The 23,468-nt window shown below is 66.3% G+C and carries 27 protein-coding genes; 8 read left to right on the top strand and 19 right to left on the bottom strand.

Annotated elements, in window-relative coordinates; all coding sequences use genetic code 11:
• Positions 1–16: 16 nt before the first annotated feature.
• On the bottom strand, positions 17–709 hold the full coding sequence (locus tag AAF604_04695) for a phosphoribosyltransferase (protein ID MEM7048932.1): 693 nt from the start codon (positions 707–709) through the stop codon (positions 17–19).
• Complete coding sequence (locus tag AAF604_04690) at positions 693–1,403, bottom strand: DNA-processing protein DprA (protein ID MEM7048931.1); 711 nt, start codon at positions 1,401–1,403, stop codon at positions 693–695. The genes AAF604_04695 and AAF604_04690 overlap by 17 nt, the downstream gene beginning before the upstream one ends.
• 142 nt (positions 1,404–1,545) lie before the next feature.
• Here AAF604_04690 and AAF604_04685 point away from each other — a divergent pair, with 142 nt between their 5' ends.
• The 5 genes from AAF604_04685 (at position 1,546) to AAF604_04665 (ending at position 4,127) form a co-directional block, all read left to right on the top strand.
• Complete coding sequence (locus AAF604_04685; protein MEM7048930.1) at positions 1,546–1,992, top strand: hypothetical protein; 447 nt, start codon at positions 1,546–1,548, stop codon at positions 1,990–1,992.
• Positions 1,993–2,005: 13 nt separating this feature from the next.
• Entirely contained in the window at positions 2,006–2,392 is a 387-nt protein-coding gene (locus AAF604_04680; GenBank protein ID MEM7048929.1) for a hypothetical protein, read from the top strand.
• Between the two features lie 143 nt (positions 2,393–2,535).
• Complete coding sequence (locus AAF604_04675) at positions 2,536–2,673, top strand: hypothetical protein (GenBank protein ID MEM7048928.1); 138 nt, start codon at positions 2,536–2,538, stop codon at positions 2,671–2,673.
• Between the two features lie 67 nt (positions 2,674–2,740).
• Positions 2,741–3,565 carry a hypothetical protein gene (locus tag AAF604_04670; protein MEM7048927.1) on the top strand — a complete coding sequence of 275 codons (825 nt, stop codon included), beginning with the start codon at positions 2,741–2,743 and terminating at the stop codon, positions 3,563–3,565.
• Between the two features lie 196 nt (positions 3,566–3,761).
• Positions 3,762–4,127, top strand: coding sequence for a hypothetical protein (locus tag AAF604_04665; GenBank protein ID MEM7048926.1), 366 nt, complete (start codon positions 3,762–3,764; stop codon positions 4,125–4,127).
• Here AAF604_04665 and AAF604_04660 read toward each other — a convergent pair.
• Together AAF604_04660 and AAF604_04655 are read right to left on the bottom strand one after the other, a co-directional pair.
• Positions 4,124–4,513 carry a hypothetical protein gene (locus AAF604_04660; GenBank protein MEM7048925.1) on the bottom strand — a complete coding sequence of 130 codons (390 nt, stop codon included), beginning with the start codon at positions 4,511–4,513 and terminating at the stop codon, positions 4,124–4,126. The genes AAF604_04665 and AAF604_04660 overlap by 4 nt on opposite strands.
• Positions 4,510–4,815, bottom strand: coding sequence for a hypothetical protein (locus AAF604_04655; GenBank protein ID MEM7048924.1), 306 nt, complete (start codon positions 4,813–4,815; stop codon positions 4,510–4,512). Before AAF604_04655 ends, AAF604_04660 begins: the two co-directional genes overlap by 4 nt.
• 85 nt (positions 4,816–4,900) lie before the next feature.
• Here AAF604_04655 and AAF604_04650 point away from each other — a divergent pair, with 85 nt between their 5' ends.
• Both AAF604_04650 and AAF604_04645 read left to right on the top strand, forming a co-directional pair.
• A complete protein-coding gene (locus tag AAF604_04650; protein ID MEM7048923.1) occupies positions 4,901–5,287 on the top strand; it encodes a ParB N-terminal domain-containing protein in 387 nt (128 codons plus the stop codon).
• Positions 5,288–5,457: 170 nt separating this feature from the next.
• Positions 5,458–5,976: a hypothetical protein gene (locus AAF604_04645; GenBank protein ID MEM7048922.1), complete on the top strand. Its 519-nt coding sequence runs from the start codon at positions 5,458–5,460 to the stop codon at positions 5,974–5,976.
• A 252-nt stretch (positions 5,977–6,228) separates the two neighbouring features.
• Here AAF604_04645 and AAF604_04640 read toward each other — a convergent pair whose 3' ends face one another.
• The 6 genes from AAF604_04640 to AAF604_04615 all read right to left on the bottom strand — a co-directional run bounded on the left by AAF604_04640 (position 6,229) and on the right by AAF604_04615 (position 10,358).
• On the bottom strand, positions 6,229–7,167 hold the full coding sequence (locus tag AAF604_04640) for a patatin-like phospholipase family protein (GenBank protein ID MEM7048921.1): 939 nt from the start codon (positions 7,165–7,167) through the stop codon (positions 6,229–6,231).
• Positions 7,168–7,291: 124 nt separating this feature from the next.
• Positions 7,292–7,798 carry a hypothetical protein gene (locus AAF604_04635; GenBank protein ID MEM7048920.1) on the bottom strand — a complete coding sequence of 169 codons (507 nt, stop codon included), beginning with the start codon at positions 7,796–7,798 and terminating at the stop codon, positions 7,292–7,294.
• Positions 7,795–8,181 (bottom strand): hypothetical protein, encoded by a 387-nt coding sequence (locus AAF604_04630; GenBank protein ID MEM7048919.1) that lies wholly within the window; start codon positions 8,179–8,181, stop codon positions 7,795–7,797. The genes AAF604_04635 and AAF604_04630 overlap by 4 nt, the downstream gene beginning before the upstream one ends.
• Positions 8,182–8,185: 4 nt before the next feature.
• On the bottom strand, positions 8,186–9,625 hold the full coding sequence (locus AAF604_04625) for a hypothetical protein (GenBank protein MEM7048918.1): 1,440 nt from the start codon (positions 9,623–9,625) through the stop codon (positions 8,186–8,188).
• Positions 9,622–10,029 carry a hypothetical protein gene (locus tag AAF604_04620; protein ID MEM7048917.1) on the bottom strand — a complete coding sequence of 136 codons (408 nt, stop codon included), beginning with the start codon at positions 10,027–10,029 and terminating at the stop codon, positions 9,622–9,624. Before AAF604_04620 ends, AAF604_04625 begins: the two co-directional genes overlap by 4 nt.
• 167 nt (positions 10,030–10,196) lie before the next feature.
• The gene (locus AAF604_04615; protein MEM7048916.1) at positions 10,197–10,358 is read right to left on the bottom strand and encodes a hypothetical protein; all 162 of its coding nucleotides are present in this window, start codon (positions 10,356–10,358) and stop codon (positions 10,197–10,199) included.
• A 178-nt stretch (positions 10,359–10,536) separates the two neighbouring features.
• Between AAF604_04615 and AAF604_04610 the strand changes: the two genes are divergently transcribed.
• Positions 10,537–10,974: a hypothetical protein gene (locus tag AAF604_04610; GenBank protein ID MEM7048915.1), complete on the top strand. Its 438-nt coding sequence runs from the start codon at positions 10,537–10,539 to the stop codon at positions 10,972–10,974.
• Between the two features lie 5 nt (positions 10,975–10,979).
• Here AAF604_04610 and AAF604_04605 read toward each other — a convergent pair whose 3' ends face one another.
• The 9 genes from AAF604_04605 to AAF604_04565 form a co-directional block, all read right to left on the bottom strand.
• Complete coding sequence (locus tag AAF604_04605; protein MEM7048914.1) at positions 10,980–12,353, bottom strand: hypothetical protein; 1,374 nt, start codon at positions 12,351–12,353, stop codon at positions 10,980–10,982.
• On the bottom strand, positions 12,350–14,719 hold the full coding sequence (locus AAF604_04600; protein ID MEM7048913.1) for a hypothetical protein: 2,370 nt from the start codon (positions 14,717–14,719) through the stop codon (positions 12,350–12,352). The genes AAF604_04605 and AAF604_04600 overlap by 4 nt, the downstream gene beginning before the upstream one ends.
• Positions 14,716–19,704 (bottom strand): phage tail tape measure protein, encoded by a 4,989-nt coding sequence (locus tag AAF604_04595; GenBank protein MEM7048912.1) that lies wholly within the window; start codon positions 19,702–19,704, stop codon positions 14,716–14,718. Before AAF604_04595 ends, AAF604_04600 begins: the two co-directional genes overlap by 4 nt.
• A gap of 139 nt (positions 19,705–19,843) precedes the next feature.
• Positions 19,844–20,101 (bottom strand): hypothetical protein, encoded by a 258-nt coding sequence (locus tag AAF604_04590; protein ID MEM7048911.1) that lies wholly within the window; start codon positions 20,099–20,101, stop codon positions 19,844–19,846.
• A 287-nt stretch (positions 20,102–20,388) separates the two neighbouring features.
• Positions 20,389–21,036, bottom strand: coding sequence for a hypothetical protein (locus AAF604_04585; protein ID MEM7048910.1), 648 nt, complete (start codon positions 21,034–21,036; stop codon positions 20,389–20,391).
• Positions 21,037–21,172: 136 nt separating this feature from the next.
• On the bottom strand, positions 21,173–21,607 hold the full coding sequence (locus tag AAF604_04580; GenBank protein ID MEM7048909.1) for a hypothetical protein: 435 nt from the start codon (positions 21,605–21,607) through the stop codon (positions 21,173–21,175).
• A gap of 12 nt (positions 21,608–21,619) precedes the next feature.
• The gene (locus AAF604_04575) at positions 21,620–22,402 is read right to left on the bottom strand and encodes a hypothetical protein (protein MEM7048908.1); all 783 of its coding nucleotides are present in this window, start codon (positions 22,400–22,402) and stop codon (positions 21,620–21,622) included.
• Positions 22,403–22,405: 3 nt separating this feature from the next.
• Positions 22,406–22,600: a hypothetical protein gene (locus AAF604_04570; protein MEM7048907.1), complete on the bottom strand. Its 195-nt coding sequence runs from the start codon at positions 22,598–22,600 to the stop codon at positions 22,406–22,408.
• Between the two features lie 11 nt (positions 22,601–22,611).
• Complete coding sequence (locus AAF604_04565; GenBank protein ID MEM7048906.1) at positions 22,612–23,046, bottom strand: hypothetical protein; 435 nt, start codon at positions 23,044–23,046, stop codon at positions 22,612–22,614.
• Positions 23,047–23,468: the final 422 nt, after the last annotated feature.

The following is a 23,468-nucleotide window of genomic DNA, read 5'->3' as shown; positions in this document are numbered from 1 at the left end:
TTGCCTCAGGAAGGGCCTACGGAGTTCTGCTGGTGCTTCCATCCGGCCTGAGTTGGATGCTGCCGATCTGTGGGTCGACGATGGATTCGACCTCGCCGAACGACAACGGCAAATAGGCCAGAAATGCCCTGATCTCTGCCGTCGGCCAACTTCGCCGGAGCAAGCTTGCGGTGCCCAGTATGCTCGCTCCCGTTGTGATGATGTCATCGACAAGAATCAAGGTCCGAGGCACTTCTTGATCCTGATCGACTGCGATGGTTTCAAAGTGATCCTGAGCGCTTGAGCGCTCACCCGGCGCGGCGAAGGCTGCCTTCGGGACGGCTCTCGTACGCTTCAGGATCGGGAGGACTTGGCCTCCCAAGCCTTGATCGACCAGAGCGGTCGCAAGCTCGAAGGGAGGCCAGAGAGAATCTGGTCCGATCAGGGAGCTTCTTGGTACTGGAACGAGTGCCGCCGTCGGGCTGAGGACGGTCTCCAGCAACCTGAGCTTTCGACGAAGCTCCGGGTTCTCGAACTCCTCGTCCTCCTTCTGAAACTCCTCGGTAAGCCTGAGCGCAATGTACTGCGCATTCGTGATCCCGAGACTGGCGATGACCTTGTTGTTCTTGAGGTCAAGTCGCGCATCGCGAGACTTTCGTGACAGCTCCGAGTCGCCTCGGACCGAGTATCGAAGGAATGAGGCGAACGACTGCCTAGAAAGCAAGCTCACCAGTGGCCTGTGAGAAAGGCAGCGAGCCGAGGAGGTCCTCGGTTCGACGAAGAACGCCAGCGCCGTAGTCGACCATCTTTTTGGGCCAGCTCAGAGAGGGATTCTCGACCACCGACCTGACCAAGAAAAGTGGACGCCCCATTCTAAGCGCCTCCCACCCCTGTGACTTGGTGCCGCTCGACTCGCCAGCCTCGATGATGACGGAAGCATCCGAAATCAGGGCCATGGTTCGATTGCGCATCGGGAAGTGAAATCGAGCCGTCTCGACGCCCGGGGCAAACTGGGAAACCAGCAGGTGCTCCGCTGCAATCTTGTCCTGGAGCGCTGCGTTCTTCCTCGGGTAGTACCTGTCCAGAGGCGTTCCAATGACCGCAATCGTCCGGCCGCCCGCTTCGATCGCCGCCGTATGGGCTGCGGTGTCGATGCCCTCAGCCAAGCCGCTGACGATCGTGACGCCATGCTCCACCAGTCCTCGAGCCAACTTGCGGGCTCGCTTCAGGCCATCCGGCGACGCCTTCCGAGAGCCCACGATCGCCACCTTGGGCCCGGATCTCAGAAGGTCAAGGTCTCCGCGGAGGTAGAGCGCTTCGGGCGCATGCTTGGCCTCAAACGAGTTCAACGGCCCAAGGACATCCTCAGGACTCCAAGGGGCGAAGCCCTTGCGGTCGTGCTCAGCAGGCGGGGTGGACGGCATACAAATGTCATTATAACTGACACGAGGCGTAACTGGGGCGTAATTCAATTCACCATGATCTGTTCCACCTGTCCCGCTCCCGCAGAATTTCAGCACTCCCTCAGTCAAGAGGACAATCCGAATCACCGCCTGAGGGGAATCCGTGCGTCTACGCCTCGCCATCACCGTCATCACCCTGCTGCTCCTACCCGCCACCGCCTCGGCCCAGACTCACGACATCGAACTGCGGGTGCACCTGGACAGCACCACGGCCACCCTCTCCGGCCAGTGGGGTGCCCCTCTCATCATCGCCGAGGCCGACCTCGGCCTCTGGATCGTCCCCAAGGTCGACGTCACCGGCGTGACGCTCGAGGTCTTCGAGGTCGACGGCCTCGGCGAGCTCCGCCCGCTCACCAAGACACCGCTACCACCCTGGGGGCACACCTCGCTCCCGTTGCTCGACGGCACAGTCGAGCTGATCTCCTACTCGGTGGCCGAGCTGTCGCTCGACGCCGACTTTCGCCCTCGCTCTTGCTGCATCTTCTGCGGCCAACAACTCCATTGCGGCGGCTGCGCCAGCAACGACTGCGGCTCATGCTGCGTCGAGTAACCGGAGACACCTGATGCTACGACTCACCGTTCTGGCCGCCGCCATCCTGATCTTTTCGTCCTGGACGCCCTCTCAGGCCTCACCGCCGGACTATGGCGCCTGGATCGAGACCGTCGTCCACGGCAAGGCAACCGGCCGCGTCTACATCACCGCGGAGTCTGACGGGTCGACCAAGCATACCGGGATGGGTGCCGTCGGACTCCACCTGGTCGCTGTCGACGGTCAGACCGTGACTGTCGAGGTGAGGCGGCTGGCCGATGGGCGCGAAGTAGTGACCCGGCTACGCCCCGGGAGGCTGCTCCAGGAGCTCGAGCTCCGCCAGGGGGCTCCGGCGGTGGCGACGATGCACGAGCCGGCGCTGGCGCTGCGCCTGGTGAGGGTGGTGCCCCTGGGGGGATAGAGGCCTCCTGCTACACTCGCCCGATGAAGCCTTCGCGCGATACCTTCCGCGCCCCAAATAAGCCGTCCTGGATTGCCGCCTCCGACGCGGCACATTGGGCCTCGACCGAGTTCAACCGCCCCAACTGGGAGGGCCTTTTCCCGGTGGAGAGCGCTGACGGTCGACGCTCCGGTCTCCTGGTGCGCAACCTCGATACTCAGCAGTTCGCCCTCTACGTCGCCGGCTCCTTCCAGTCCTTCCCGCAACGGGAGGGGCGACGCCTCGTCGAGAAGCGCGGATAACCTCTTGAGGGGCCGCCGCTGGACCGGCGAACACGAAGAGACTCTCGCAACCCTGGTCGAGGCAGGGATGAGCGACGCCGAAATCGCCCGCTCCCTAAACCGCACACTCAGAGCCGTGGAGATCCGCCGGAGCAAGCTCGGACTCCTCGGCGAGGCGTCCATCGAAGGCCGCCTCGACCTCATCGCTGGCCCGTACGTGGCTCCGCTTGCCCGTCGACGCAGCCGGCTCTACTGCCACTATCGTCACTGCGAGCAGGTCGTCGGCGGGTACACGGATGCCCCCATCTCTTGGCCGCGGGTCCTCAAGACTGGCAGGCACTCGCCGATCGTGACGGACGATCTGGCCCGGGCGGTGCGGACAGAGTCGGAGATCGCCGTGGCCCACCACTGGGGCGTCAGCGAGACCCTTGTGTATCACTGGCGCAAAGCCCTCGGCGTGGGGCCCATCACTGAGGGCACCAACCGCCTTTATCAGGAGTACAAGCCCAGCAAGCTCCCTGACGACGTGGCGGCCCAGGGGCGGACCACGGCCCGACGTCCCGAGGTGAGGGCCAAGATGGCGAAGACCAAGCGCGGCCAGGGGTCGCCAGAGATCGCCGCGCGCAACAAAAAGATCGCCCGCCGCTGGCTTGCCGGCGAATCGAGCCACGAGCTCGCCAAGGCCTACAGCGTCACGCCGGGCCTGATCGGCCACGTCGTGCGCGCGCTGTGCTCTCTGCAGGAGCGGGAGGCTCGCCCTCAACCTCGGCCCCGCTGGACGGACGAGGAGGATGCCCGATTGCTCGAGCTGGTCGAACAAGGAGTAACGAGCCGGCGGATCGCTGAGGACCTCGGCCGCTCTTACGACGCGGTGACAACCCGTCGGAGCAAGCTGGCGCGATCAAAAGACTAGCGCCTCCCCCTTCCCGCTCGGCACCGTGTCGGTAGAGACATGGACGAGCACGACATCACCAACCTCGACGACACCGACGCCTACGTCGCGGCCTACGAGTCTCCTCGCTCGGGTTGCGGATCAGACCAGTGGACGTGCCAATGCGTTGCAGCCTGGAGCTGTGACACCTGCGGCGGCTCGCTCGAGCTCGGGCCTGATGGCAGCGATCACCGCTGCCCGGAGGGCGCGGAGAGCGAGGAAATCGAAAATCTTCTCGATCGCCTTCAACAATCTCTGGAGCTCGCGCATCCTCTCTAACATGGGACTACTCGATCACCTCCCGCTCCCCAAAGACTTACGCGTCGCGCTACACCGAGACCTGGCCATCAGAGCGCTGCTCGAGCGATTCAGAGACGGCCGTCCCTGGCATCGACCCACCGATGAGGAGATCGCCCGCTTTCGGGCGGGCGAGGTATCAGAGGCCGAGCGCCTCGACCTCATCCAGAGGGCGCAGATGATTGAGGACTACGACGAGTGCCTAGCGATGCTCAGGCGTCTCGAGGGCGGATGGTCGGAGTGCTAGCCGGAGCTCTCGGCAGCCAGGGCTGCGTCGATCGCCGCCACCACCTCGGGCGAGGTCAAGGAGCCGTCTTCGTTTTCAGCCTCTCGGCAGCCAATGGCATCACCTCGCGGCGAGTAGGAGTAGCTCTCTGCCGTCAAGCTGGTCCAACGAGGCTGGCCAAGGCTGTTCGGCAGCTCCACGGCAAAGATCTGTTTACCGTTGGCGTGCGTGCCGAGGAGCGCCGGCACACGCACCAGAGGCTCATAGGTTTCGGCGGTGGCCCTGACGTAAGCGTTGTTGGCGCGCAGGGGATCTGGCAAATCGAGCTCGATGGACCCTCTCCAGACGACGGTCAGGCGCGAGGGCTTGCCTGCCTGCCCGGTGCGGACCTCGACAGTCTCCATCATTTCAACTCCTCGGCCGCCGGAGCGGCCTTGAGGTCAATCCCGGTGATCGCCTTAATGCGCTCGGCGACGGGAGCCCAGAGCTCAGGACTGTCCCGGCGGAGCGCCTTCGAGACCTGCGACTGGGATCGCCCTATCGCTGCGGCGAAGTCGCCCTGCTTCAGGAGGCCATGGCGGGCGCGCCAGATGTCGAGGAGTGTCCGGGCATCCTCCTCAAGCAGTTCGGGCAAGACGATCTCGCCGATGGCCTGGTATTCGCGCTCCTCCATGACCTCAAGATAGCACCGGACGAGACGATTCGTCAAAAAATATTCGGAATATCCTTGACATCAAAAAATATTCGGAATATTATTTGACCATCGAAGGCGGACAAGGAAACGGAGAACAGCCATGACGATCATCATCAACGAGCACGACACCATCGACCCGCAGCGCCTTGAGGCGCTGCACGAAGTCCACGACGAGTGCAAGGTCGAGGCGCTGGCCGAGTCGATGCGCGCTGAGGGCTGGATTGGCCGCTCGATCCTGGTGCTCGACGAGACGATGGCTCTTTCCGGCACGCACCGACTTGCGGCAGCGATCGAGGCCGGCATCGAGGTCCCGATCTACCGCATCAGCGCTGGTGCTTGGGACCCGGATACCGCCGAGGAGCAGCAGTGGGCCGCCGACCTCGCCGACGCGCGGGACGACGAGGAGCGTCTAGCGATTTTGGAACAAATCGGCGACGCAGAGGCCATCGAGATCATGACGGCCGAGATCGAGGCCAGCAACGCCTAGGCGGCTGACGCCAGCTCCAACGCCTCGCCACCGCGGGACGCTGGGACAGGCGCCAGCCCAACGATTGCCCCGCCGCAGCAGAGGGGATTGAGGCCGGGGTCGGACGAGCCGACCCGCCAGGCCAAGACAACCCAAAGGTGCCGCCCCGACGGGCGGCAGAAGGAGAAGCTATGTCCATCACCCTTACCCCTGAGACCCTGACCGGCGCAGCCGGCATCATTACCGGCATCGTCGCTTTTGTTCAGTCCCTGCGGGCTCGATCAGCGGCCGCCAAGGCCGCAGCCCGAAACGTCCAGGCTGAGATCGAGAACCGGCTCCATGCGATTTCCGGCGGCCGTATCGCCAGCCTGGAGCACCTCGTCGTAGAGGCCGGCCGCGAATCACGGCTCCTGACCTCTCCGGTGGCCGTCGTCTCCGAGCGTGACGAGATCTGGCGAGAGCTCCGTGCCTCGGGTTTTCGCGGAGCCCAGCCCGCCAGTGCAGACGGCGAGGCGACGATCGCCGTCGTCGACGGCGAGTTGGATGAGGAGGCCATCGGGGCCGTGCGCTCCCCGTACGTCCTCCTCTACAAGACCGGAGCGCCGTACCGAGGCAAGATGCCGCCCGCACAGGTCACCTTTGCCAACTCGCTGGTAACCCTGGACGCGCGCTTGCGCGAGCTCCTTCGCTACGCCGAGGGGCGGGCGTAGTGGCGGCTCGGATTCGCCGCCGACTTCGCCGGCTTCATCGAAGCGCGCTGGTCCTCTGGGCCAACATGCGGGGCCGCAGCCGTTACTGCTACGACTGGGACGGCCTCGGGGTCGAGATTGAGTTTCGAGTCGTCGGGCGTCTCGCAGCCGAGGACAGGTCCGAGTTCCGGCGCTTCGCGGAGGGCATTGGCGCCCACTTGGGCGCCCGGATTGCCGAACAGGGCAACAGGTCCCGCTAGCTGCAACTTTTGATCAGCCCGCCAGCCACTTCTCGAGGGCCGCCCTCCCGCAGTCCTCGAGCCCCTTCACCCGCTGCTCGTCGACGTCGAAGTCGAGCCCCTTCGATCCGCTGACGCCAATGGGCACCACCCGGCCCCACAGCTCCTCCGGCACATGAGCCCGGTTCGCGAGCCGCCGCATCAGCGGCACCAAGCTCCGCACCATCCCTAGCAGCCCCGGCCGGTACGGCTGCAGCTCTCCCTCGTCCTCGCCCTCATCGAGCCTCAGCCCAAGGATCTGCTCGGGCGGCAAACCCTCGAAGACGTGAAGCGGGTGATTCGCGACCACGCCCCCGTCGCAGCACCAGTGATCACCGATGCGCACCGGCGGCCATACCACCGGCACCGCCATCGACGCCAGCACCGCCGTTGCAATCGGCACGTCGTCGGCCGCCAGGTGGTCCAGCACGTCCGCCTGAGCCCTCGCGCGTCCTCCGAGTCGCCCGTAGAGCGTGACGGCCACAGAGAGGCGTACACCGCGTTCGTCGACGAGCTGCGCGAAGGTGAGGTCAGGGTCGCGAAAGCCGGCCTCGAGCACCCGCTCCCGGAGCCAGCGGTGCGGATAGTCGAGCGACAGCGCCCCGCCACGGGTGATCAAGCGCCAGAGGGCCGCCAGCCAGCTCGAGGCGGTGAACCGATCCCAGGGCGTCTCGAGCATCACCCGGCGAAGCGCCTGGGCGTCGTAGCCGAGAGCCCAGAGCATGGCGGTGATCGCGCCGGCCGAGGTGCCGGCGAGGTGGTCGGGGCGGATGCCCCAGTCTTCGAGGGCCTCGATGATGGGCAGGTACGCTAGGCCGTTGATGCCGCCGCCCTCGAAGGCGACGGCGCGGACCTGGGCGAGCTTCGCTGGTGGCGAGGGCTCGGTGAGGATCAGAGCTCGTAACCCCTGAACCTGCGGTACGCGGGCGGACAATCAGGCCAGCGGCGAGCTCGGCGCCTCTCTCGCCGGTTGAGCGATCGCTTGAGGTGCCGATGGTAGCCGCCGCGCTCGCGGACGCATGCCTGCTCGAAGAGCTTGAAACGCTCGCGGCGCAGCGTCATAACACGTACCGCCGATAGTTGGCGATGGCCTCCTCGACCGTCCCCGCACAGCCCTTACACCAGGCGGCATGCCAGTACCGGGCGAGCCCTTCGATGTCGGCGGGCGCCGGTAGAGGCTTCGGATGGCGCCAGAGCTGCAGGCGGGCGACCGTCGTCGCGTACCGGAGGTTGACCGGGAGGGCTCGCTCGCCGATGGCGATCAAGTCCTCGAGCGTCCCGCCGTTGCGACCGAGAGCCATCGCCAGGATGGCGTGGTAGTCCGGCTTCCACCGGACGTAGTTGAGCCACAGATCCCGGTGGGTGGCGGCCTCCATCTGGAAGATGCCCAAGGCGGGACCCCGAGGCTTTCCGTCGGCGTCCACCTGCCAGAGGTACCGACCAGCTCGACTCTCGTGAGCCGCAATCAACAAGAGGAGCTGGAGAGCGGCGTCCGTGGCGAACTTGCTGCCCATCTGGCGAAGCGCGTCCCAGATGGCGCGGCGGAGGTGTAGGGGATGGATCATGCGGCACCCCTCGCCTCTTCGAGCTGCCTACGGAGACACTCCGCCTCATCCAGCGCTCGCCGGTGACTTGCCTTGCAGGCTTCCACCTCCTGCTTGAGCTGCTCGATCTCTTGCTCAGCCTCCTCGAGCCGCCGCTCGGTGCGCGCGAGCCTCTCCAGCAGAGCCTCCACCTCGCGCTGGTAGGTCTCGGCCAACCCCTTCGCCGCCGTGCCTGCGAGGGCCACCAGGTCCTGCGAGGTCTGGCTCTGGAGCTGGTTCCGCTGGCCGATCACCCTTGTCAGGAGGCCGGAAAGGACGACCAGCGCCACCGCAAGCGCGATCAGGCCTGCAACCTTGGGGTCGACGTGCTCGAGGAGGGCCCCGAGCTGGGAGAGAGCGATCATGGCGTCACTCGACCTCCACCTCGACCCGCTCGAACCGCCAGCCCAGCGGGCGGACGTAGGCGTTGACGATGTCGCGCTGTTGCCCCAGGACGAGCTCGAGACCCTGAAGACCGCCCGCCCCCAGCCGCAGAGCCGGCGACGTCTGGCCGCCGCCGGTGTAGGTCACCGTCCTCGCCACCAGATCGACGCGCAGCTCGATCGCCACACGAGCGCCAGGTCGCAGAGCCCGAGCCCGCCCCGCCCACGCCCGATGGCTGCCGTCGTGTGGGTCCAGCAGCACCCGGTCGGTGCGCCGATACCGGGTGTTTGCGAGGAGCTCCAAGATCACGCCGGAGCCGCTCCGCAGCCGGATCAGGCCCGGGAAGATGCCGGCCGGCGGATCGGAGGCGGTGATCACCGCCCGTACGGTTAGCGAGCGGGCCCCGTCGGGGAGATCAAAGACGCGCTCCGAATCGCCAGAGGTGGCGACCCACGACCCGGGGATCAGCGACAGAGTGACGGGCTGGGGCTCTTCCGGCTCGGGATCCGGCGCCGGGTCGGGTGCTGGATCCGGTTCGGGCTCCGGTACGGCCGGCACCTGCTCGAGGTCCTCGACACGGCCGCCCAGCGAATCAACCCGAGCCTCCAGGCCGTCGAGCCGCTGGCGGATCTCGTCGAGCTCGGCCGGGTCCGCCGGCGTCTGCGGCTGGTCGGGCTCCGGTTCCGGGTCGGCCGGGGTCTCGGGCTCCTCCGGCTCCGGTGGGTCGGACTCGGGCTCCGGTGCCACCTTCGGGAGGCATTGGGGAGCCTCGTTGCAGCGCCACCGCACGAAGTAACGCCGGCAGCCGTCGAAGTTGGGATCGCTGAACACCCGGCCGCTTGCCCGGCACCGATCGAGGATCTCGTCGACCTCGAGACAGCCCGGCTGACCATCGCAGGGCCTTAGATCGGGATCGCACTCCCACCCCTGAGGACAGCCGGTCGACCGCGGCGGCCGCCAGTCCAGGCCAGCACCGCAGGTTGCGAGCATGTCCTCGGTCTCCCGCGCGTTTGGCGGCCGGCCATGGCGCTGCTCGTAGGCCCGTTTGATGAGCTGGGAGCGCTCGTCGGCACACCGGAAGCGCCAGCCCGTGTTGGCGGCGGGCCGGCCGTAGCGCTGGCGGTAGGCGTCGGCCACCACCGGATTGCTCCGGTCGAGCGGCCACTCGGGCGAGGTTCCGGACTCCCGCCAGGGATCGCGCTGGCAGCGCATCCGGTAACTGAGGACGGCCCGACGGCCATCCGGCGCTCTGTCGCTGCTCTGAAGGCGGCCGTACCGGAGCAAGGCATTGCCCGTGGCGTCCCGACAGGCGTCGTAGGCGACCACCTGGGCGTCGGCAGGCGGCGCCGGCAGGAGGACGAACACCGGCCACAACGAAAACAGGATGGCGGCGGCCAGACCGGCCAATCGGATCTTTCGCATCATGGAACCTCCTCGGCCAGACACTCCCCGCGCTCCCAGGCGCGGAGGCCGGCCTCCTCTTGGTCGTTGATCGAGAGCCCGTAGCGCTCAGCCTGGGCTCGGTAGGGGGCCGCCGCTCGGCGGCGAGCGGAGGGACTGCTGGGGCACCATTCGTGAGGGCCTCGGTCACCCTTCGAGCGGTTGGTCGAGGCACTCGAGATCGCCAGATTGCGGCGGTCCTCGTACATCCGGCGCCAGAGCCGGCGGCTGGGCGGCTTGCCGTGGGTCTCGCAGTAGCGATCCCACATCGCGCGTGCTGAGTACCGATGGTCAATGTCGACATCGGCAAACGTCACCGCCAGCACGACGGACCGCGAATAGTCGTCGGGGAACGTGCCGCCGAGCACCGTGCAGCCGTCGGCGCTCATGACGGCGTGGCCGCGCTCCCTCAGGAGGCGATCACGGGTAGACAGACAGCGGCGGGTCGACCAGGCGGGCCGGTAGTAGGCGTCGAGGCAGGCCTCGACGTCAGGACGGGCCGGAGGATCCGCGAGTGCGGGCGGCGCCAGCGCAAGCAGCGCGCCGACAAGAAGGGCTAGGCGTAGGGGTCGGGCTCTTCGATTCCGAGCAGCCGGCAGAGAGCGATCCGAATGACCATGCTCTTGCTCATCTCGTTGTCGAAGGCGAACTTCCGGAGAGCTTGCCGCTCCTCGTCCGTGAGATAGGCGTTCTCGCGGTGAAGGCCACCAGGGGTCACGGAGTGCTTTCCGCCCCGGGGGCCTCGAGCCCTGCCGGATGAGTCGGACATAGGCCGAGACTACATTGCCTAGCCCCGAGATCGACGCTTCATGCACGTATACCCCCATAGGGGTATAGTAGTTCAAGAGCTGATCTACGAATTCGCGCCACGGCGCGATAACCCCTCGGAGAACCCCATGCGAAAGCTGTTGCCCTCTGCCGTCCTGATCTTGGTCGCTTTGATTCCCCTGGCAGGCTGCGCCTCGGCCTCGGAACCCGCTGTCGACAGCGCTGAATTGAAGGCCTCGGACCTGTCCTTCTTCTTCAGCAACCGCTGGGAGGACGGTCAGGCCCTCGCGCTCATCCTCGAGTTCACGCGCCGGCCGGCCGATGTCGAGGTCACCGGCGTTGCCATCAACGGCGCGACCTTGACTCTCCAGTTCAGCTCCGGCTTCGGCAACGCCGTCCTGTCGACGGACGATCTGGAATTCTTTTTCGGCGCCCACTGGGCCTCGGGACCTGTCGCCCTCGAGCTGCTCCGCGACTTCGTTCATCGCCGCCAGTGCGCCGACTTGGTCGGCGTTGACGTGGCGAAGGGCGGCGCTGCCCTGGCGTTCGATTTCTCCCCTTGCTAGGGCTCTCATCGCGCCTCCTCGAAGGCGATCGAGGCGCTGTAGAGCCCCCGGCTGCCCGGCATGTGTTGGATCCCCGCCGGGCGGCCGGCCAGGTGGCCGAACATCCTCAGTTCGGTCCGGAAATCCTCATCATCAGGAAGTAGGGAAAGTAGGAAGTTTTCGGGCCACGCACGCTGCCCGAGATACCGAAGCACCGAGCCATAGGCCTGCTCCCGCGTCAAGGGGGCGAGTCGCAGGTTCGCCCCTCCGCGCGTCGCTCCAAACGCGGCGAGGTCACGATCACCGGCCGTACGGAGGATCTGGCTCCGCAGGTCCACCGGCTGAAGCGTGAGGTTTCGGCCCAAGAAGCGCGCCGCGAGGCCAGGGCCGAAGGGCAGGGCAGCGAGCTCGACGAATCCATCCGGATTGTCGGGATCCATGATCTCGACCCGCATGCGGAGGGCGTCGACCGGACTGATCTCCCCTCCGGCATCCCGAAAGTTGTAGATCCACGGCACGGAACTACTCCGCACCTCGGAGGGGTGGATGAGCTCGAAGCCGTCTTGCAGGATCGCCGGCCAGACGTCGACGAAGCCGGTGTCATGAATGCCCGCCGGCGGCGCCTCCTGGTACTCGAGGTCGACCGCCTTGATCCGGACATCGGCCGAAGATCCCCCAGAGGTGGCGATGTCCCGCTCGACTCGGAGCTCGAGGCTCGCGGGGTCGGAGATCTCATCGGCCGAGAAGTGCCCGCGGATCAGGACGTCGGTGTCGGCATCGCTCCCCCTGAGCGTCACGGACCGCAGCAGGCGCACATCCGCACCGCCCTCGGAGAGGTACAGATTGACTCGGGTCTCGATCGACATGAGGCCGGCGCTCTTGAGCTGTACCAAGGCACGCGCGGTGTGCACCAAGCGGGCCGGTGAGAGCGAGACGGGCGCCGGAAACCCGATCAGGGCGGACGACATCCCTTGCGAAGCATCTACGGGGATCAGCTCGGCCCCATCCGGTGCCGTAGGGTCCTCGTCGATGTCGACCACGGTTCCGGCGTAGTCGGAGCCTGAGACCGAGTCCGGAGCGAGGCGGACGCGGTCCGGCACAAAGAGGTCATGGGCGTTCGAGACGCTGACGCGGATCCGGGCCGATTGGCTCAGGTTGCCACCGATGGCGCCGATCGAAAGCAGCTTGATGGGGTTGGGCTGAAAAACTGCCGGCGCCAGTGCGACGTCGAGAACGCAATCCGGCTCCGAAGCGCTTGCCGACCGCCACCAATCGAACAGGTTTCGCGTCTTGAGGTTCTCGACCGGCGCCTCCACGGGATCGGCCTCGCTCGACGCCGAGAACGTCGAGGTCAGACTCCAGTCCGGCACCGCACCAATCACGCAATCGGGTTCGTTCATCCGATCCCTTCCACAGCCCCAAAGGGGCCCGTCTGCAAATCGAAGGCGGTAAGGAGATAGAGCTTTCCGTCGGGGTGGCCCAGCTCGGCCGACCAGACCCTCATCGGCTTGCCGATTCCCACCCGAGGCACCGGGCGAGAGAGGCGAATCCGAACCCGGTTCAGCCCATCCACTCCATAGTGGTCTTGTTGGCGCCTCATGGCGCTGACGCGGGCCGGCGAGCGGAGCCTAAAGGGAGACAGGATCCGCGGCCCAGGCTCGGCGTCTGGGTGCCGCTCGAGCACATTCGAGGCTGCAGGCCAAGAGGCCTCCCGCCACTCGCGCCCCACGAAGGACCGGTGCGCAGCACCCTCTTCCGCCGTCCCTCCCATGGCAGAGTCCTCGGCGACCAGGTCGGCATCCCCTTGCACGGTGTAGTTGCGGGCGTAGGCGACAGTCTGCCTCGAAGTCGGCGTCAGTGTGTCCACGATGCGCGCATCGAGAATGTCCGCCTCCTCGCGGATCTCGACGTAGCCCTCTCGGGCCGTCCAGACCACCGAGCCGTCGGTCACGGTCCCGCCGATGACGCTGGGCCAAGCCGGCTCCGAGCCTCCGGTCGTGCCGGCCGTCGTGCACTGATAGCGCAGGCGGCTCAGTCCACGATTGACGGGTTCGATCCAGGCGCCGATCTTGTGGTTGCTGGCGGGCGACCACTCGGGATCTACGACCGGGCGCTCCATCTCGAAGATGACCGCCTGATCGAAGTTGTCGAAGTCGAAGCCGGCACCAATGCCCGCGGCAAAAGTCGAAAGGACATCGACCAGACGGCCGCCGCTCGGCAGGTAGGCCTCGAGCTGGTCGGTGATCGGGAACGAGTCGAAGGCGAAGCGGTTGATTTCCGACGGATCGAGCGGTCCGAGCGGCTTGGTCAGCCACGCCTCGGTGATCTCTCCGAAGGTCGCCGGCAGCTTGGTGCCGTCGAAGTCGCCTTCGACATCCATCGTCACCGCGCCGGGCTCGCCGACGAGGGTGTGCACCTCGACACTCCCGGTCGTCGTGCTGACGGTGTAGTTGTCGGTCGGACCGGTCCCCTCGGACAAGAGTCCGCCCCGGTAGCGGACGGGATCCGCGGAGCGAGCTTGGCGAAAGTGCCACATGTAGGCACGGTCCGGAGCGCTGACCAGGACCGGGGAGACGTTCCTCGAGCCCGCCCCCCAGGTGCTCGGCATCGGGACGCCTTCGAGGTTCTCATCACCCGTCAGGGAGGCCTGCCACGAGCCGTTGGTGATCGCGCCGTTGGCGCTCTCGACCTCCTCGAAAGCCGTTGACCCGAATCCGTCGTTGAGCTTCCAATGGCGCAGTAGGTCCGGCTCGTCCCCTTCGAGCACGCCCCCGGAGTACTGGACCAGCTCGTCCAGGGTCAGCACTCGGGACCACTGCGAGAATCCCAGGAGCGATAGATCCGTCGTCGCCGAGCCACCGAACGTGAGCGGAGCAGCGTTCCCTGCGGGCGAACCCGTCGCATAGGACTTTTCCGCCAACACCTCGGCTTCGCCGAAGCGATCGACCCGCGCCACCCGCATCTGAAGGCTTGTCGTGTCAACACTCACCGCGATGACAGCCCACTCGTCGACGATCAAGGAATCGACCGGCGTGTCCACGATCCCTCCACCGGTGCCGCCGGCGAGCTCCTCAATCACGAACCTCACTTGACCGTCGCCGAAGGTCGCGACTCTCCAGCCAGCCGGAGCCCCCGCGTCCCGCTTCTCGGCGACGACCTGAAAAGACCCTGAGATTCCGGGACGAACGTGGAAGACCCATGTGAAGGATCCGGTGACGTCACCGACATCCCCCATGTCCACCCTCGGGGTGCCCTTCGAGGAATCGAGCCGTAGACACGCCGGACCATTGCCCCAGAATCGCGGCACGTTGAGCTCGCGCTGAAGGAGCCTCCGCCGATCCTGGAGTTGGAGAACCGCCTCGGGCCCTGCGAACACTAAGCGGTCGCAGCGACCCCGCAGGATCTCCTCATAGTCGTCGTAGGAGCGAGGTGCGACCGGATTCGCCAACGCCCAACGCGCCAACCATCGAGCACCGGCAAAGCTCAGATCTCGGAGGTGCTCCAGCGGGCCCAGCTCACCCGGGCCCGAGGGGTTTCCGAGTTTCCAGGCCCCGAAGCTCGCCGCCACCGGGCCGCCCAGAAGGCCCGCCCGGAAGATGTCCCGGCGGTAGTTCGGAGCCTCGAGCAGGTACGCCGGAAAGTGCTTGGTCGGCAGGGAGTCCGTGGGAAGCGTCAGGAGGCCGTGAGTGCTGAAGCGAACCGGCACCTCGCTACCGCCGGCATCGCGCGGCCAGGCCTCTAGCAGCCACGCGCAGGGACTACTCATCGCGTGCCTCCATGCCAGGGATGAGGCACCGGCTCCGATGCCGAGTACTCGGCGGTTCGTCGCAGGCTGGCCGTCTCGTCGGCTTGAACCTGGGCGATGCCAAGGCCCTCGCCTCGCTGCTGATTTCCTGCTCCGGTGAGGGCCACCAGTTCGCGAACCTCGGCCCGAAGCCCTTGGACCTCGCGCACGAGATCGGAGCTCTCGGACACCGGGGGAACAAAGGCATCACCGGCCAGGATCACGCCCGCACTCCCTGGGATTCCGTCGGTCGTCGTGGGCCCCGATCCGGGGAGTCCGTCGAGACCCGAGGCCCCGCCCTCTTCGAGCCCCGCGAGCTGGTCGATGGCGGCGAGCACGAACTGGCGAAGGGAGAGGAACTGAGATCCCGATCCGAGGACGTCCTGGCCGGCCTGCAACAGGTTCCGGAGGACATCCGGGAGCTGCTCGAGGGCCGCGATGCGGGTGGCGTCATCGGTGGAGCTCGCGGCACGGAGAAGCTGCTGAGCTTGCCCATAGAGCTGATCCAGCTCTTGGCGACTCGTGACCCCGGAGCCTCCGCCCGGCCCCGTCAGCTCGCTGCGTAGCTGGCGAAGCGGGTCGATGAGCGAGTCCCAGAACCGCTGAATCGCCCCCTCGTAGGCTTCGAGCTCGCGGGCGCCACGCCCCAGCACCTCGAAGATCTCTTCGAAGTCACTCCGGATCTGGGCGAGGCGCTCGAGGTTCGAGTCAGAACCGCCCTCGCTCTCGTAGCTTTCGAGGAGCCGGAGGGCGTTCTCGAGGCGCTCATTTCGCGGGTCGAAGTCGACAGGACTGAACCGCGGGCTCGAAGTGATCGGCACCACGTTGCCGACGCTGGGCAGAACGATCTCTCCCGCTTCGTAGGCCCCCTGAATATCACCCAGGAGGCCCTCGACGAGAACGATTTGCTCCTTGGTCAGGATCCCCATCTCCTGGAGCAGCTTGAACTGGAGCTCGTAGTTGGCGATCTCCATTCGGAACCGCAGGTCCTCGAGCTGCGCGCGGGCCTCCTCGTTCTCGGTCCACCGGAGCAAGCCGTCGACGAGGTTGCCGAAGAGCTGCGCGCCGGTGGCGGCAACGGCCTCGCCGACCTGGCCGGCCGTCAGCCCCAGGGCCTCGAAGTTGTTCCTCAAGAACTGGATGGACTCGGCGACGGCGGCCATCTGCCGGCGGGTCTGAACCGACGGAACCCCGAGGCTTGCGAGCACCTCCTGCCCGAGCTCCTCAAGGGCCCGGCGCTCCGCCTCGTTGATCTTCCAGCGAGCCTCGATCAGCTCTCCTGTTTGAGCGAGCCAGGCCTCATTCGCCGTCCGCAAGTCTGAGTACCGATCGGTGATCGCCTGCAGCCGCTCCGGGAAGCCGGTCACGCTTCGAAGGTTCTCGGCGAGAGCCGCGCTGAACTGGTCGCGGAGCTGCTCGGTGAGGACTCCGATGGCCTCCGAGGCCAGCTCACCATTGGCGCCTAGCTTCTGGACCCGCTCCCGCAGATCAGAGATGCGCGACATGGTTTCGTCGATCGACCTCTGAAACTCCGGCAGGCCCGACCGAACGATGCTGCGCAACTCGTCCTCAAGGGATTCACGCTGCTGGCGTCGATTCGAACCGCCACCCCCGCGCCGACGGGCCTCGCCCGGCGCGATCGGGTCGGGCAGGCTGGCGAGCTCGCGGTCGATCTGGGCGAGGCGGTCGCGAAGCAGGGGCAGGCGCTCCGCCAGTTCGCGAACAGCCGCCGCGGCTTCGTCGCCCCGTAACGCAAGGATGGCCGCCGCCCGCTCCGCTTCCTGGACCTGCTGAAGGACGACATCCCGCTCTTGCTGGCGGACGTTGATGTACTGCTGCAGCTCGGTATTGAAGCCCTCGATGTCCCGAAGCTGCTGCTCGACGGGCGAGAGGTCAATCCCCGCGACCTGGTCGCGCAGGTCGTTCCATGCGCGGATCGACTTGTCGACGCCCAGCCGCGTCGAGAGGCCGAGCTCCTCGAGCCGCTGATTGGTCGCCTGGAGATCTCGGGCTAGGTCTCGGGCCGTTTGCTGCATCGGCGAGAGGCCATCGTCGAGGAGGCCCTGCACAAAGGACAGGTTTTCCATCAGCTCCTCGAGGGAGCGGAAGGGCGCCTGGAAGACCTGTTGGATCTCTTCGGAGACCCCCGACAGAGTCGCTTCGCGGAGGCCCTCCTGCAGGGCAAACTGCATGGCCTCCTCGACGGTCTTGAACCAGCCGATGTACTGACCACGCAGATACACCCGAACCGTCTCGCCGTCGTTGCGGATCTTGATGGCGATCTCGGGCAGGTCTTGGACGATGCCGCCCGTCAGATCCTCGATGGCATCGAGGGTCTCCTCCCAGGCGTCGACGATCGCGTGACGCTGCCCAAAGGCGCTCCGGCTCCGCTCACCACCGGAGACTCCGAAGGTGGTCTCTGCCCCAAACTTGTGCCGCTGGGACGCTGAGTCCAAGGCGACGATTGCGGCGAAGGCGATGGCCGCCCCGAGACCCGCCCATGCGCCGGCAGTGACGCCACCAGCACCGCCTCCACCTGCGGCGCCCGCTCCGGCCGCCCCCCCTCCGCCGCCACCGCCAAACAGCTTGCCGAGAGACCCCAGAAGGCCTCCGAAGGACCCGCCACCACCACCCGTCGAGGTCGCGATGTTGACCGCAAACTGCTGAGCTGCCCATGCCGCCGCAACCTCGGAGAGGGTTCGGATGGCGAGCTTCTTGACGCCTTCCCAGAGGTCGCCGAAGGAGTCGATGCCGTTGGTAAAGATGGCTTCGAAGGTGTTCGCGAACTCAGACTGGAGCCCATCGAGGAATCGGTCGTAGGTCTCCTGGATCGCCTTGAGGCGCTTCTCCCTGAGGTGCTGGTCGAGCTGCTCGTTGATCTTCTCGAGGCTCTTCTCGGTGTGCTCGAGAACCTCCTGACCGGCCTCGGAAAGGATGACGTCGAGCTCGAGATCCACCTCCATCTTCGGAATCCGGTCGCTCGCAGCCTGGAGACTCTCCTCGATCGATGCCTCGATGGCACCCTGCAGTTCCTCCAGATTCAGCAGGGTCGTCAGCAAGGCCCGCAGCCTCTCGTCCAGGAGCTGCGCCGGGCTGATCCCCCGCTCCAGCGCTGCCGCCACAAGCCGAAGCTCGCGCTGGCCCTTCTGGGCAGCAGCCTCCAAGGCCTTCAGCGCTTCGATGTCCTTCAAGACCTCGATGGTGTGATCGATGATCGCGAGCCGGTTGTTGATCCACGCCTCGCGGAGCTTGGAGAGGCCGCCGCCTCCGCCGCCGCCATCCGTCACCTCATCGATGACCGTCACCATGTCCCGAGCCCGTTCGATCCAGACCTCGGTGACGCGAATGTCCTCCTGCTTGGCTTCGATCTGCTCCTCGAGCTTCTGGACTTCGAGGACGTTGCCGAGAATCCCTCCCTTATTGCTGTTCTCCTGCGCCTTCTTGAGCTGCGCCTCGAGCTCGGCGAGCTCCTCGCGGGCCTGCTCAGCGCCAGCCGTCAGCTTGTCGAAGAGATCCTGCGACACCACGCCCTTTCGAATCGCCCGGTGCACCTGACCCCACACCTCGGCGAGACGCGACGACTCGATGATGGCTTCGCGCTCTTTGTCGAGCGCCCGGCTCCAGGCGCTGACGATCTCGTTGAGGCCAAAAGCAAGAGCAACGCCGGCAGCCCCCAGGGCGGTCGTCGAGATCGCGATGGCCTTCAGGTTGGTCACCATGTCCATCGCCACCAGCCGCGTATAGCCTGAGGTCACAGCCCACAGCGCAGTACTCAGGTCGAGCGTCGCGATGCTCGCGATCTTCGAGGCACCGGCGACGGTGATCAGCCATGCTGCAAGCTTCATGGTGATCAGCGTTGCAACGGCGATCTTCAGCAGTTCGAAGTAGTCGAGGAGGAGCTTGAGGCCCGAGGCCGCCAAAGCCGTGGCCTCACCAGCTACGCGCCCCCATTCCCTGAAGAGATCTCGGTTCTCCTTGACCCAGTCTGAGAGGTCGCCGGCGCCGCCGCTCAGCGCCCTGGTGAAGCCCTCGCCCAAGGTGACCGCCACCACTTCGATGGCCGCTCGCAGACGGTCCATCGAGTGCGCCCCAGACTGGGCCGTTCCCTCGAACGCCACCTGGTTGTCGTTCATGGCGGAGCTGACCGACTGCGAGATGGCGAGGAACTGCTCCGACTGCGCCCCCGCGGTACCAAGGACGCCCGCCAAGGCCCGAACGTTGGGGATGAAGCGCGCGAGGGCCTCCTGGTTCCCGTCGAAGGCATCCAGCAGGTCGACCAGGGTCTGGGCGAGACCCTTCTCGCGAACCGATCGGCGGATGTCGTCCAAGCTGAGCCCGACCGAAGCAAGAGCCCGCCGACCTTCGGATCCGCTCTTGAACAGCAGGTTCAGGGTGCCCCTCAGGGCTGTCACGGCCTCGTTCGCATCCACGCCGAGACGCGTGAAGGTCGCGATGAAGCCACCCACATCTCCGAAGGTCACGCCTGCCTCGGCGGCGATACCGAGAATGCGGCCCAGGGAGCCCGCGAGTTCGGAGGCTTCGAGGTTGCCCTCTCGCACCGTCGCCACGAGGATCGAGGTCGCCTGAGAGGCCTCGAGGCCCTGCTTCGAGTACGCCTGAATGGCAGCGGTCACCGCCCGCGCGATGGTTGCTGTCTCACCAAGACCGACGGCCGAGGCCTTGCCCGCCTCGGCCACCACGTCCAGAGCCGAGGCACCCCGCTCGCCGGCGGACGTGACGACGAACAAGGCCCGCGCGAGCTCATTGGGCCCGCGGCCGGCATCCACAGCCAGGGACAGCAGGTCGCCCTTCCAGGCCGCAACCTGCTGCTGGGAAACACCAACCAGCGTGTTGATCTTCGTCAGCGACCGTTCGAACTCGTTCGAGAAGAACACCATCTGCTTGATCAGGATCCCAAGACCCAGCGTGGCGATGATTCGCTTGAGCCTCTGCAGGGACCGGCGCATCCGATCCGATCCTCGAGAGGCACGATTCGCCCCGCTTTCGACCTGGCGGCCGCCGCGCTCGAATTCCCGACCGGCCTTGGCCGCCCCGATGGTCTGGAACGCAACCTCCGCGCTGAAGCGAACGCCGGTGGTCACGCCCTCACTCCTTCTTGCCGGAGTCCTCCATTCGGCGCACGGAGGCGCGGAGCCTCTCGCCCGTCACGGCTCGCACGAAATACCTCCATACCTCCATCTCGGGGGCGTAGGTCACTCCCACCGAGGCCAGTAGAAAATCGAGCTCGCTGGGGATCAGGGTTCCGGATCCATCGCGTGGGCACTGAGCCTCGATCGCGAGGATGGGCTCGAGGTAGTCCGGCACCTCCTCGATGGGCCCGAAGTCCGGAAAGAAGTCCTCCATTCGCCGCTCCCGACCCCGCCGCCCGCAGCCGGGGCATCGAAGCGGATCCCACTCCCTCTCGCAAGACCCGCAGCGCCCGGGCTCCTCGAGATCCTGCTCGCACCAGAGGCAGCGGCTCGGGTGCCATTCGCGCCCGCAACCGATGTCCGTCCCTATAGCTCGTCCGCAGGTGCATTGCTTGTTCTCGAGGTTGTCCGGGCGCCACTCGCGGGCGCATGCGGGGCACTGGAGCCAAAGGCACTGCCAACGCTCCAGCGCCCCGTCAATGCGGTCTCGTTGCTCGAGGCTCAGCCCTCCCCACTCTCCGAAGAGCCAGCGGGCGTAGGCGGTAAAGACGCCGCGGAGTCGGCGAGAAATCCCGCGCGAAAAGCGTCTTGGTCTTCCGCTTCGTCGAGAATGAACTCGGCCCAGGCGTCTCCCAGCGGCTGGCCGCCATAGGGCATCTCCGTCGGGACCCAGGCCACGTTGCCCTCGGGCCCCGGGCGATTCAGCAGGAAGGCCGCGCGCTGCTCGGCCGAGCAGTCGACGGGCTCACCGGTTTCGGAGGTGACTTCCCAATCCTCGATCAGGTGTTCCGAGATGCCCGGCTTGAGCTCCTCCAAGGCCTGACCCGCGAGGGCCTCACCCGAGAAGTCGAGCTTCTCGATGGCTCGCTCGACGAGCTCGTCGTCGACACCCTGCCCCTTACCCTTTCGCTTCCGCATGCCGCGGGTCTTGACCGACTCCTGCAGGACGGCCTTGCTCAACTTGGCCGCCAGAGGACTCTCCTTGCCAAAGGCGTCGCGAAGCCAAGCCTGATAGCCCTCGAAGCCGGCGCGGCGAACCTTGAGGCGGATACCAAGCCCCCAAGGGTCGTCAACCCATCGGGAGTCGATCAGGCCGCCGAAATGACGAACGTCGCCGAAGCTCGGCGCGATAGCTGCTTTGTTGCTCATGTCGTGCTTTCTCCTCTAGCTCGTGCTGGTCGAAAAAATCGCCGGAGGCCGCCACCTGCTCCGATCCCAAGGCCTGGCCGGCGTAGGGCCAGGAGCCGGGCACGAACCGGGCAGAGGCCCCCGATCTCTCTGAAAATCAGATCTGGTGGACGTCGGTGTTGTCGTCGTAGGTCACTTGCCCGTCGACCGGAATCGTCAGGCTCGAGGTGTGAGCATCGCCGCGGTTGCCTCCAAAGGGGAGCTGGGTGACCAGGAGGTCGCAACGGAACTCCGGATTGTCCGCGTCCTTGGCGCCGCTCTTCGGGCGGTAAACGAAGGTCGTGACGTCGTCGGCCCGGAAGGCGTCCACGAGCAAGCCGAGAGACTCCGACAGCGCCGTCTTGTGGATGAACTCGATCGTCACCTGGTGATCGCCGACGCCCTTCGCCCGCCGGTTGGCGAGGTCCCCCAGGGCCGAGACGTCCACGTCCCCATAGCCGAGATTCACGGTGACGCTGCGGATGAGGCCCGAAATATCGGTGCCAGAGAAGACTGCGTGGACTTGCTTGATGACGTGCTTGTCGGTCGCCATGGTGGCTCTCCTTTACGGCTCGGTCACGATGGCGAGCGCCATCAGGACGTAGTAGGCAACTCCGCCGGTTCCGGAGACCGTGAACCGCGGGCGGTAGAAGGTGTGAGGAGTGATCGGGTCGGTATCGCCGTCGAGAACGATCTGCTCCGCAGCAGGCTCGCCCAGGACTTGACTGAAGCTTGCCCGACTCACCGGCGCGGCGAAGCTCGCGCCGATGTCGCTCTCGAGCTCGACATCGAGGGTCGGACTGGTTCCCGTGACGCCCGGCGGATTGACCACATGGAGCGAGACGACGAGCTTCTCGCCGGGGCCCAGCGTGCGCCCCAGGTCGATGGCGGCACCAACACCCGAAGCCGTGAGGCCAGGGGTACCGAGGTTGTTGTAGAGGACCGGGCCGCCGTACGGGAGGCCCTGAGCCATGCACTCGAGGCTGAACTCGGCCAGCGAGCCCCGCTGACCCGAACGCTGATACTTGAAGGCTGTCGCCTCGAAGAACATCGCGAAGGAGCCGACGGCGCCGCCGCTGTTGAGGAGGATCAGCAGCGGCTCGCAGGGGTCCTCTGCCGCAGCCAGCCGATCCAGCGCTTGCTCTTCGACCAGGCAAGTCGCACCACCCGAGAAGGTGACCGACCCGCCGACGGGACCCTTGAGGTAGCGGTTCGCCGGATCTTCGAAGCAGCTCGCATCCACCGGTGGCGCTTCGAAGTTTGGAGTCAGACTGTTCGCCGCTGTCGAGAGGCGAAGCCCGCCCAACGAGAAGACGACATTCTTCAGGACGTGCTTGTCGGTCGCCATCTTCTATTGCTCCTTCCGCTCGGGCGTCTCTAGATACCCGGCCTCGACGAGCGCCTCGAAGCACTTGGGATCCACCAGCAGGACGCCCTGCCGCGGGAGACGCTTGATCTTGGTCAGGGCCACGTCGGGATCTGCCGTGATCTCCAGGCCGGGCCTGTGGGTCCCCCAGGGGCGCGATAGAACCTGTTTCTCCTTCATTGATCTCTCCTTCAGGTCCCCACGAAGGGGATACCGAGACTCTCGATATGCCACTCGCCTTTCACGCCGACGGCCTGCGGCAGCGCCTCATCAGCAAAGAAGGTCATGGCGCCCGTGTCGGCTCCGTCGTACCTGCCTTGAAGCTCCTCCCAGAGGGGCGCCGAGACCCCCTCACCGGCCCCGAGCTGGACATGCAGCGCCAGCACGACAAAGCCGCGCCGGATGGGATTGGCGTCGCCGTCGAGGAATCCCTGAGGCTGTCCGGTGTAGTCGATCGACCAGGTCAGGAAGCCAGAGGGGCGGGAGTCGTCCCCCTGGGCCGTCAGATCCCGCCCCGGGCTCTCATTGGGTCCGTAGATGCCCAGCCAATCGCCGCCCCAGGCCGCCGGAGACCACGAAGCCAAGGGAGCCAGCACGGCCCGGCGATCGTCTTGAATCCAACTCATCCCAGCCTCCGATCGAGCTCTCGAAGGCTTGCCACGATCCCCTCCGCCACGATTCGGGCTCCGTTCCGCTCGGCGTCTCGAAGCACGGGGCCGAACACGCCGCTCGGGGCCTGAGGAGAACGCCCGCGCTCGAGGGCAGAGGCGTAGCTCGACGGCCGGCGGCGAGAACGCCGACGCCGCCCTCTGCGCCGACGGCTCGGCGGTGCGAGCTCGGAACTTCCGAGCGTTGCCGCGTCGTTGGTCTGGTAGGACTTCTGTCCGGGCCTCAGGTGTCGCAGCGCGGCTTCGACCTCGACCGCACCGGGGATCGGATAGAACGCCTTGTCCGGGAGGTTGGCGAAGCGGGGCGACCCGACCGATGCCAGGTGAGATCCGCGAAACTTGCCCGGGTGAGGGTCTTCCGGAAAGGAGCCCACGGGAGA

The sequence above is a fragment of the Acidobacteriota bacterium genome (assembly GCA_039028635.1).
In the GTDB taxonomy this organism is placed as follows: Bacteria; Acidobacteriota; Thermoanaerobaculia; order Multivoradales; family JBCCEF01; genus JBCCEF01.
The sequence above is the reverse complement of the archived record's forward strand: the minus strand, read 5'-3'. Positions and strand labels throughout refer to the sequence as shown.

Bases quoted from the DNA above. Each gene is read 5' to 3' on its own strand.
- AAF604_04690 (MEM7048931.1), bottom strand. From the start codon at position 1,403: ATGCCGTCCACCCCGCCTGCTGAGCACGACCGCAAGGGCTTCGCCCCT.
- AAF604_04680 (MEM7048929.1), top strand. From the start codon at position 2,006: ATGCTACGACTCACCGTTCTGGCCGCCGCCATCCTGATCTTTTCGTCC.
- AAF604_04670 (MEM7048927.1), top strand. From the start codon at position 2,741: ATGAGCGACGCCGAAATCGCCCGCTCCCTAAACCGCACACTCAGAGCC.
- AAF604_04665 (MEM7048926.1), top strand. From the start codon at position 3,762: ATGGCAGCGATCACCGCTGCCCGGAGGGCGCGGAGAGCGAGGAAATCG.
- AAF604_04660 (MEM7048925.1), bottom strand. From the start codon at position 4,513: ATGATGGAGACTGTCGAGGTCCGCACCGGGCAGGCAGGCAAGCCCTCG.
- AAF604_04650 (MEM7048923.1), top strand. From the start codon at position 4,901: ATGACGATCATCATCAACGAGCACGACACCATCGACCCGCAGCGCCTT.
- AAF604_04645 (MEM7048922.1), top strand. From the start codon at position 5,458: ATGTCCATCACCCTTACCCCTGAGACCCTGACCGGCGCAGCCGGCATC.
- AAF604_04635 (MEM7048920.1), bottom strand. From the start codon at position 7,798: ATGATCCATCCCCTACACCTCCGCCGCGCCATCTGGGACGCGCTTCGC.
- AAF604_04630 (MEM7048919.1), bottom strand. From the start codon at position 8,181: ATGATCGCTCTCTCCCAGCTCGGGGCCCTCCTCGAGCACGTCGACCCC.
- AAF604_04625 (MEM7048918.1), bottom strand. From the start codon at position 9,625: ATGATGCGAAAGATCCGATTGGCCGGTCTGGCCGCCGCCATCCTGTTT.
- AAF604_04620 (MEM7048917.1), bottom strand. From the start codon at position 10,029: ATGAGCGCCGACGGCTGCACGGTGCTCGGCGGCACGTTCCCCGACGAC.
- AAF604_04610 (MEM7048915.1), top strand. From the start codon at position 10,537: ATGCGAAAGCTGTTGCCCTCTGCCGTCCTGATCTTGGTCGCTTTGATT.
- AAF604_04605 (MEM7048914.1), bottom strand. From the start codon at position 12,353: ATGAACGAACCCGATTGCGTGATTGGTGCGGTGCCGGACTGGAGTCTG.
- AAF604_04600 (MEM7048913.1), bottom strand. From the start codon at position 14,719: ATGAGTAGTCCCTGCGCGTGGCTGCTAGAGGCCTGGCCGCGCGATGCC.
- AAF604_04595 (MEM7048912.1), bottom strand. From the start codon at position 19,704: ATGCGCCGGTCCCTGCAGAGGCTCAAGCGAATCATCGCCACGCTGGGT.
- AAF604_04590 (MEM7048911.1), bottom strand. From the start codon at position 20,101: ATGGAGGACTTCTTTCCGGACTTCGGGCCCATCGAGGAGGTGCCGGAC.
- AAF604_04585 (MEM7048910.1), bottom strand. From the start codon at position 21,036: ATGAGCAACAAAGCAGCTATCGCGCCGAGCTTCGGCGACGTTCGTCAT.
- AAF604_04580 (MEM7048909.1), bottom strand. From the start codon at position 21,607: ATGGCGACCGACAAGCACGTCATCAAGCAAGTCCACGCAGTCTTCTCT.
- AAF604_04575 (MEM7048908.1), bottom strand. From the start codon at position 22,402: ATGGCGACCGACAAGCACGTCCTGAAGAATGTCGTCTTCTCGTTGGGC.
- AAF604_04570 (MEM7048907.1), bottom strand. From the start codon at position 22,600: ATGAAGGAGAAACAGGTTCTATCGCGCCCCTGGGGGACCCACAGGCCC.
- AAF604_04565 (MEM7048906.1), bottom strand. From the start codon at position 23,046: ATGAGTTGGATTCAAGACGATCGCCGGGCCGTGCTGGCTCCCTTGGCT.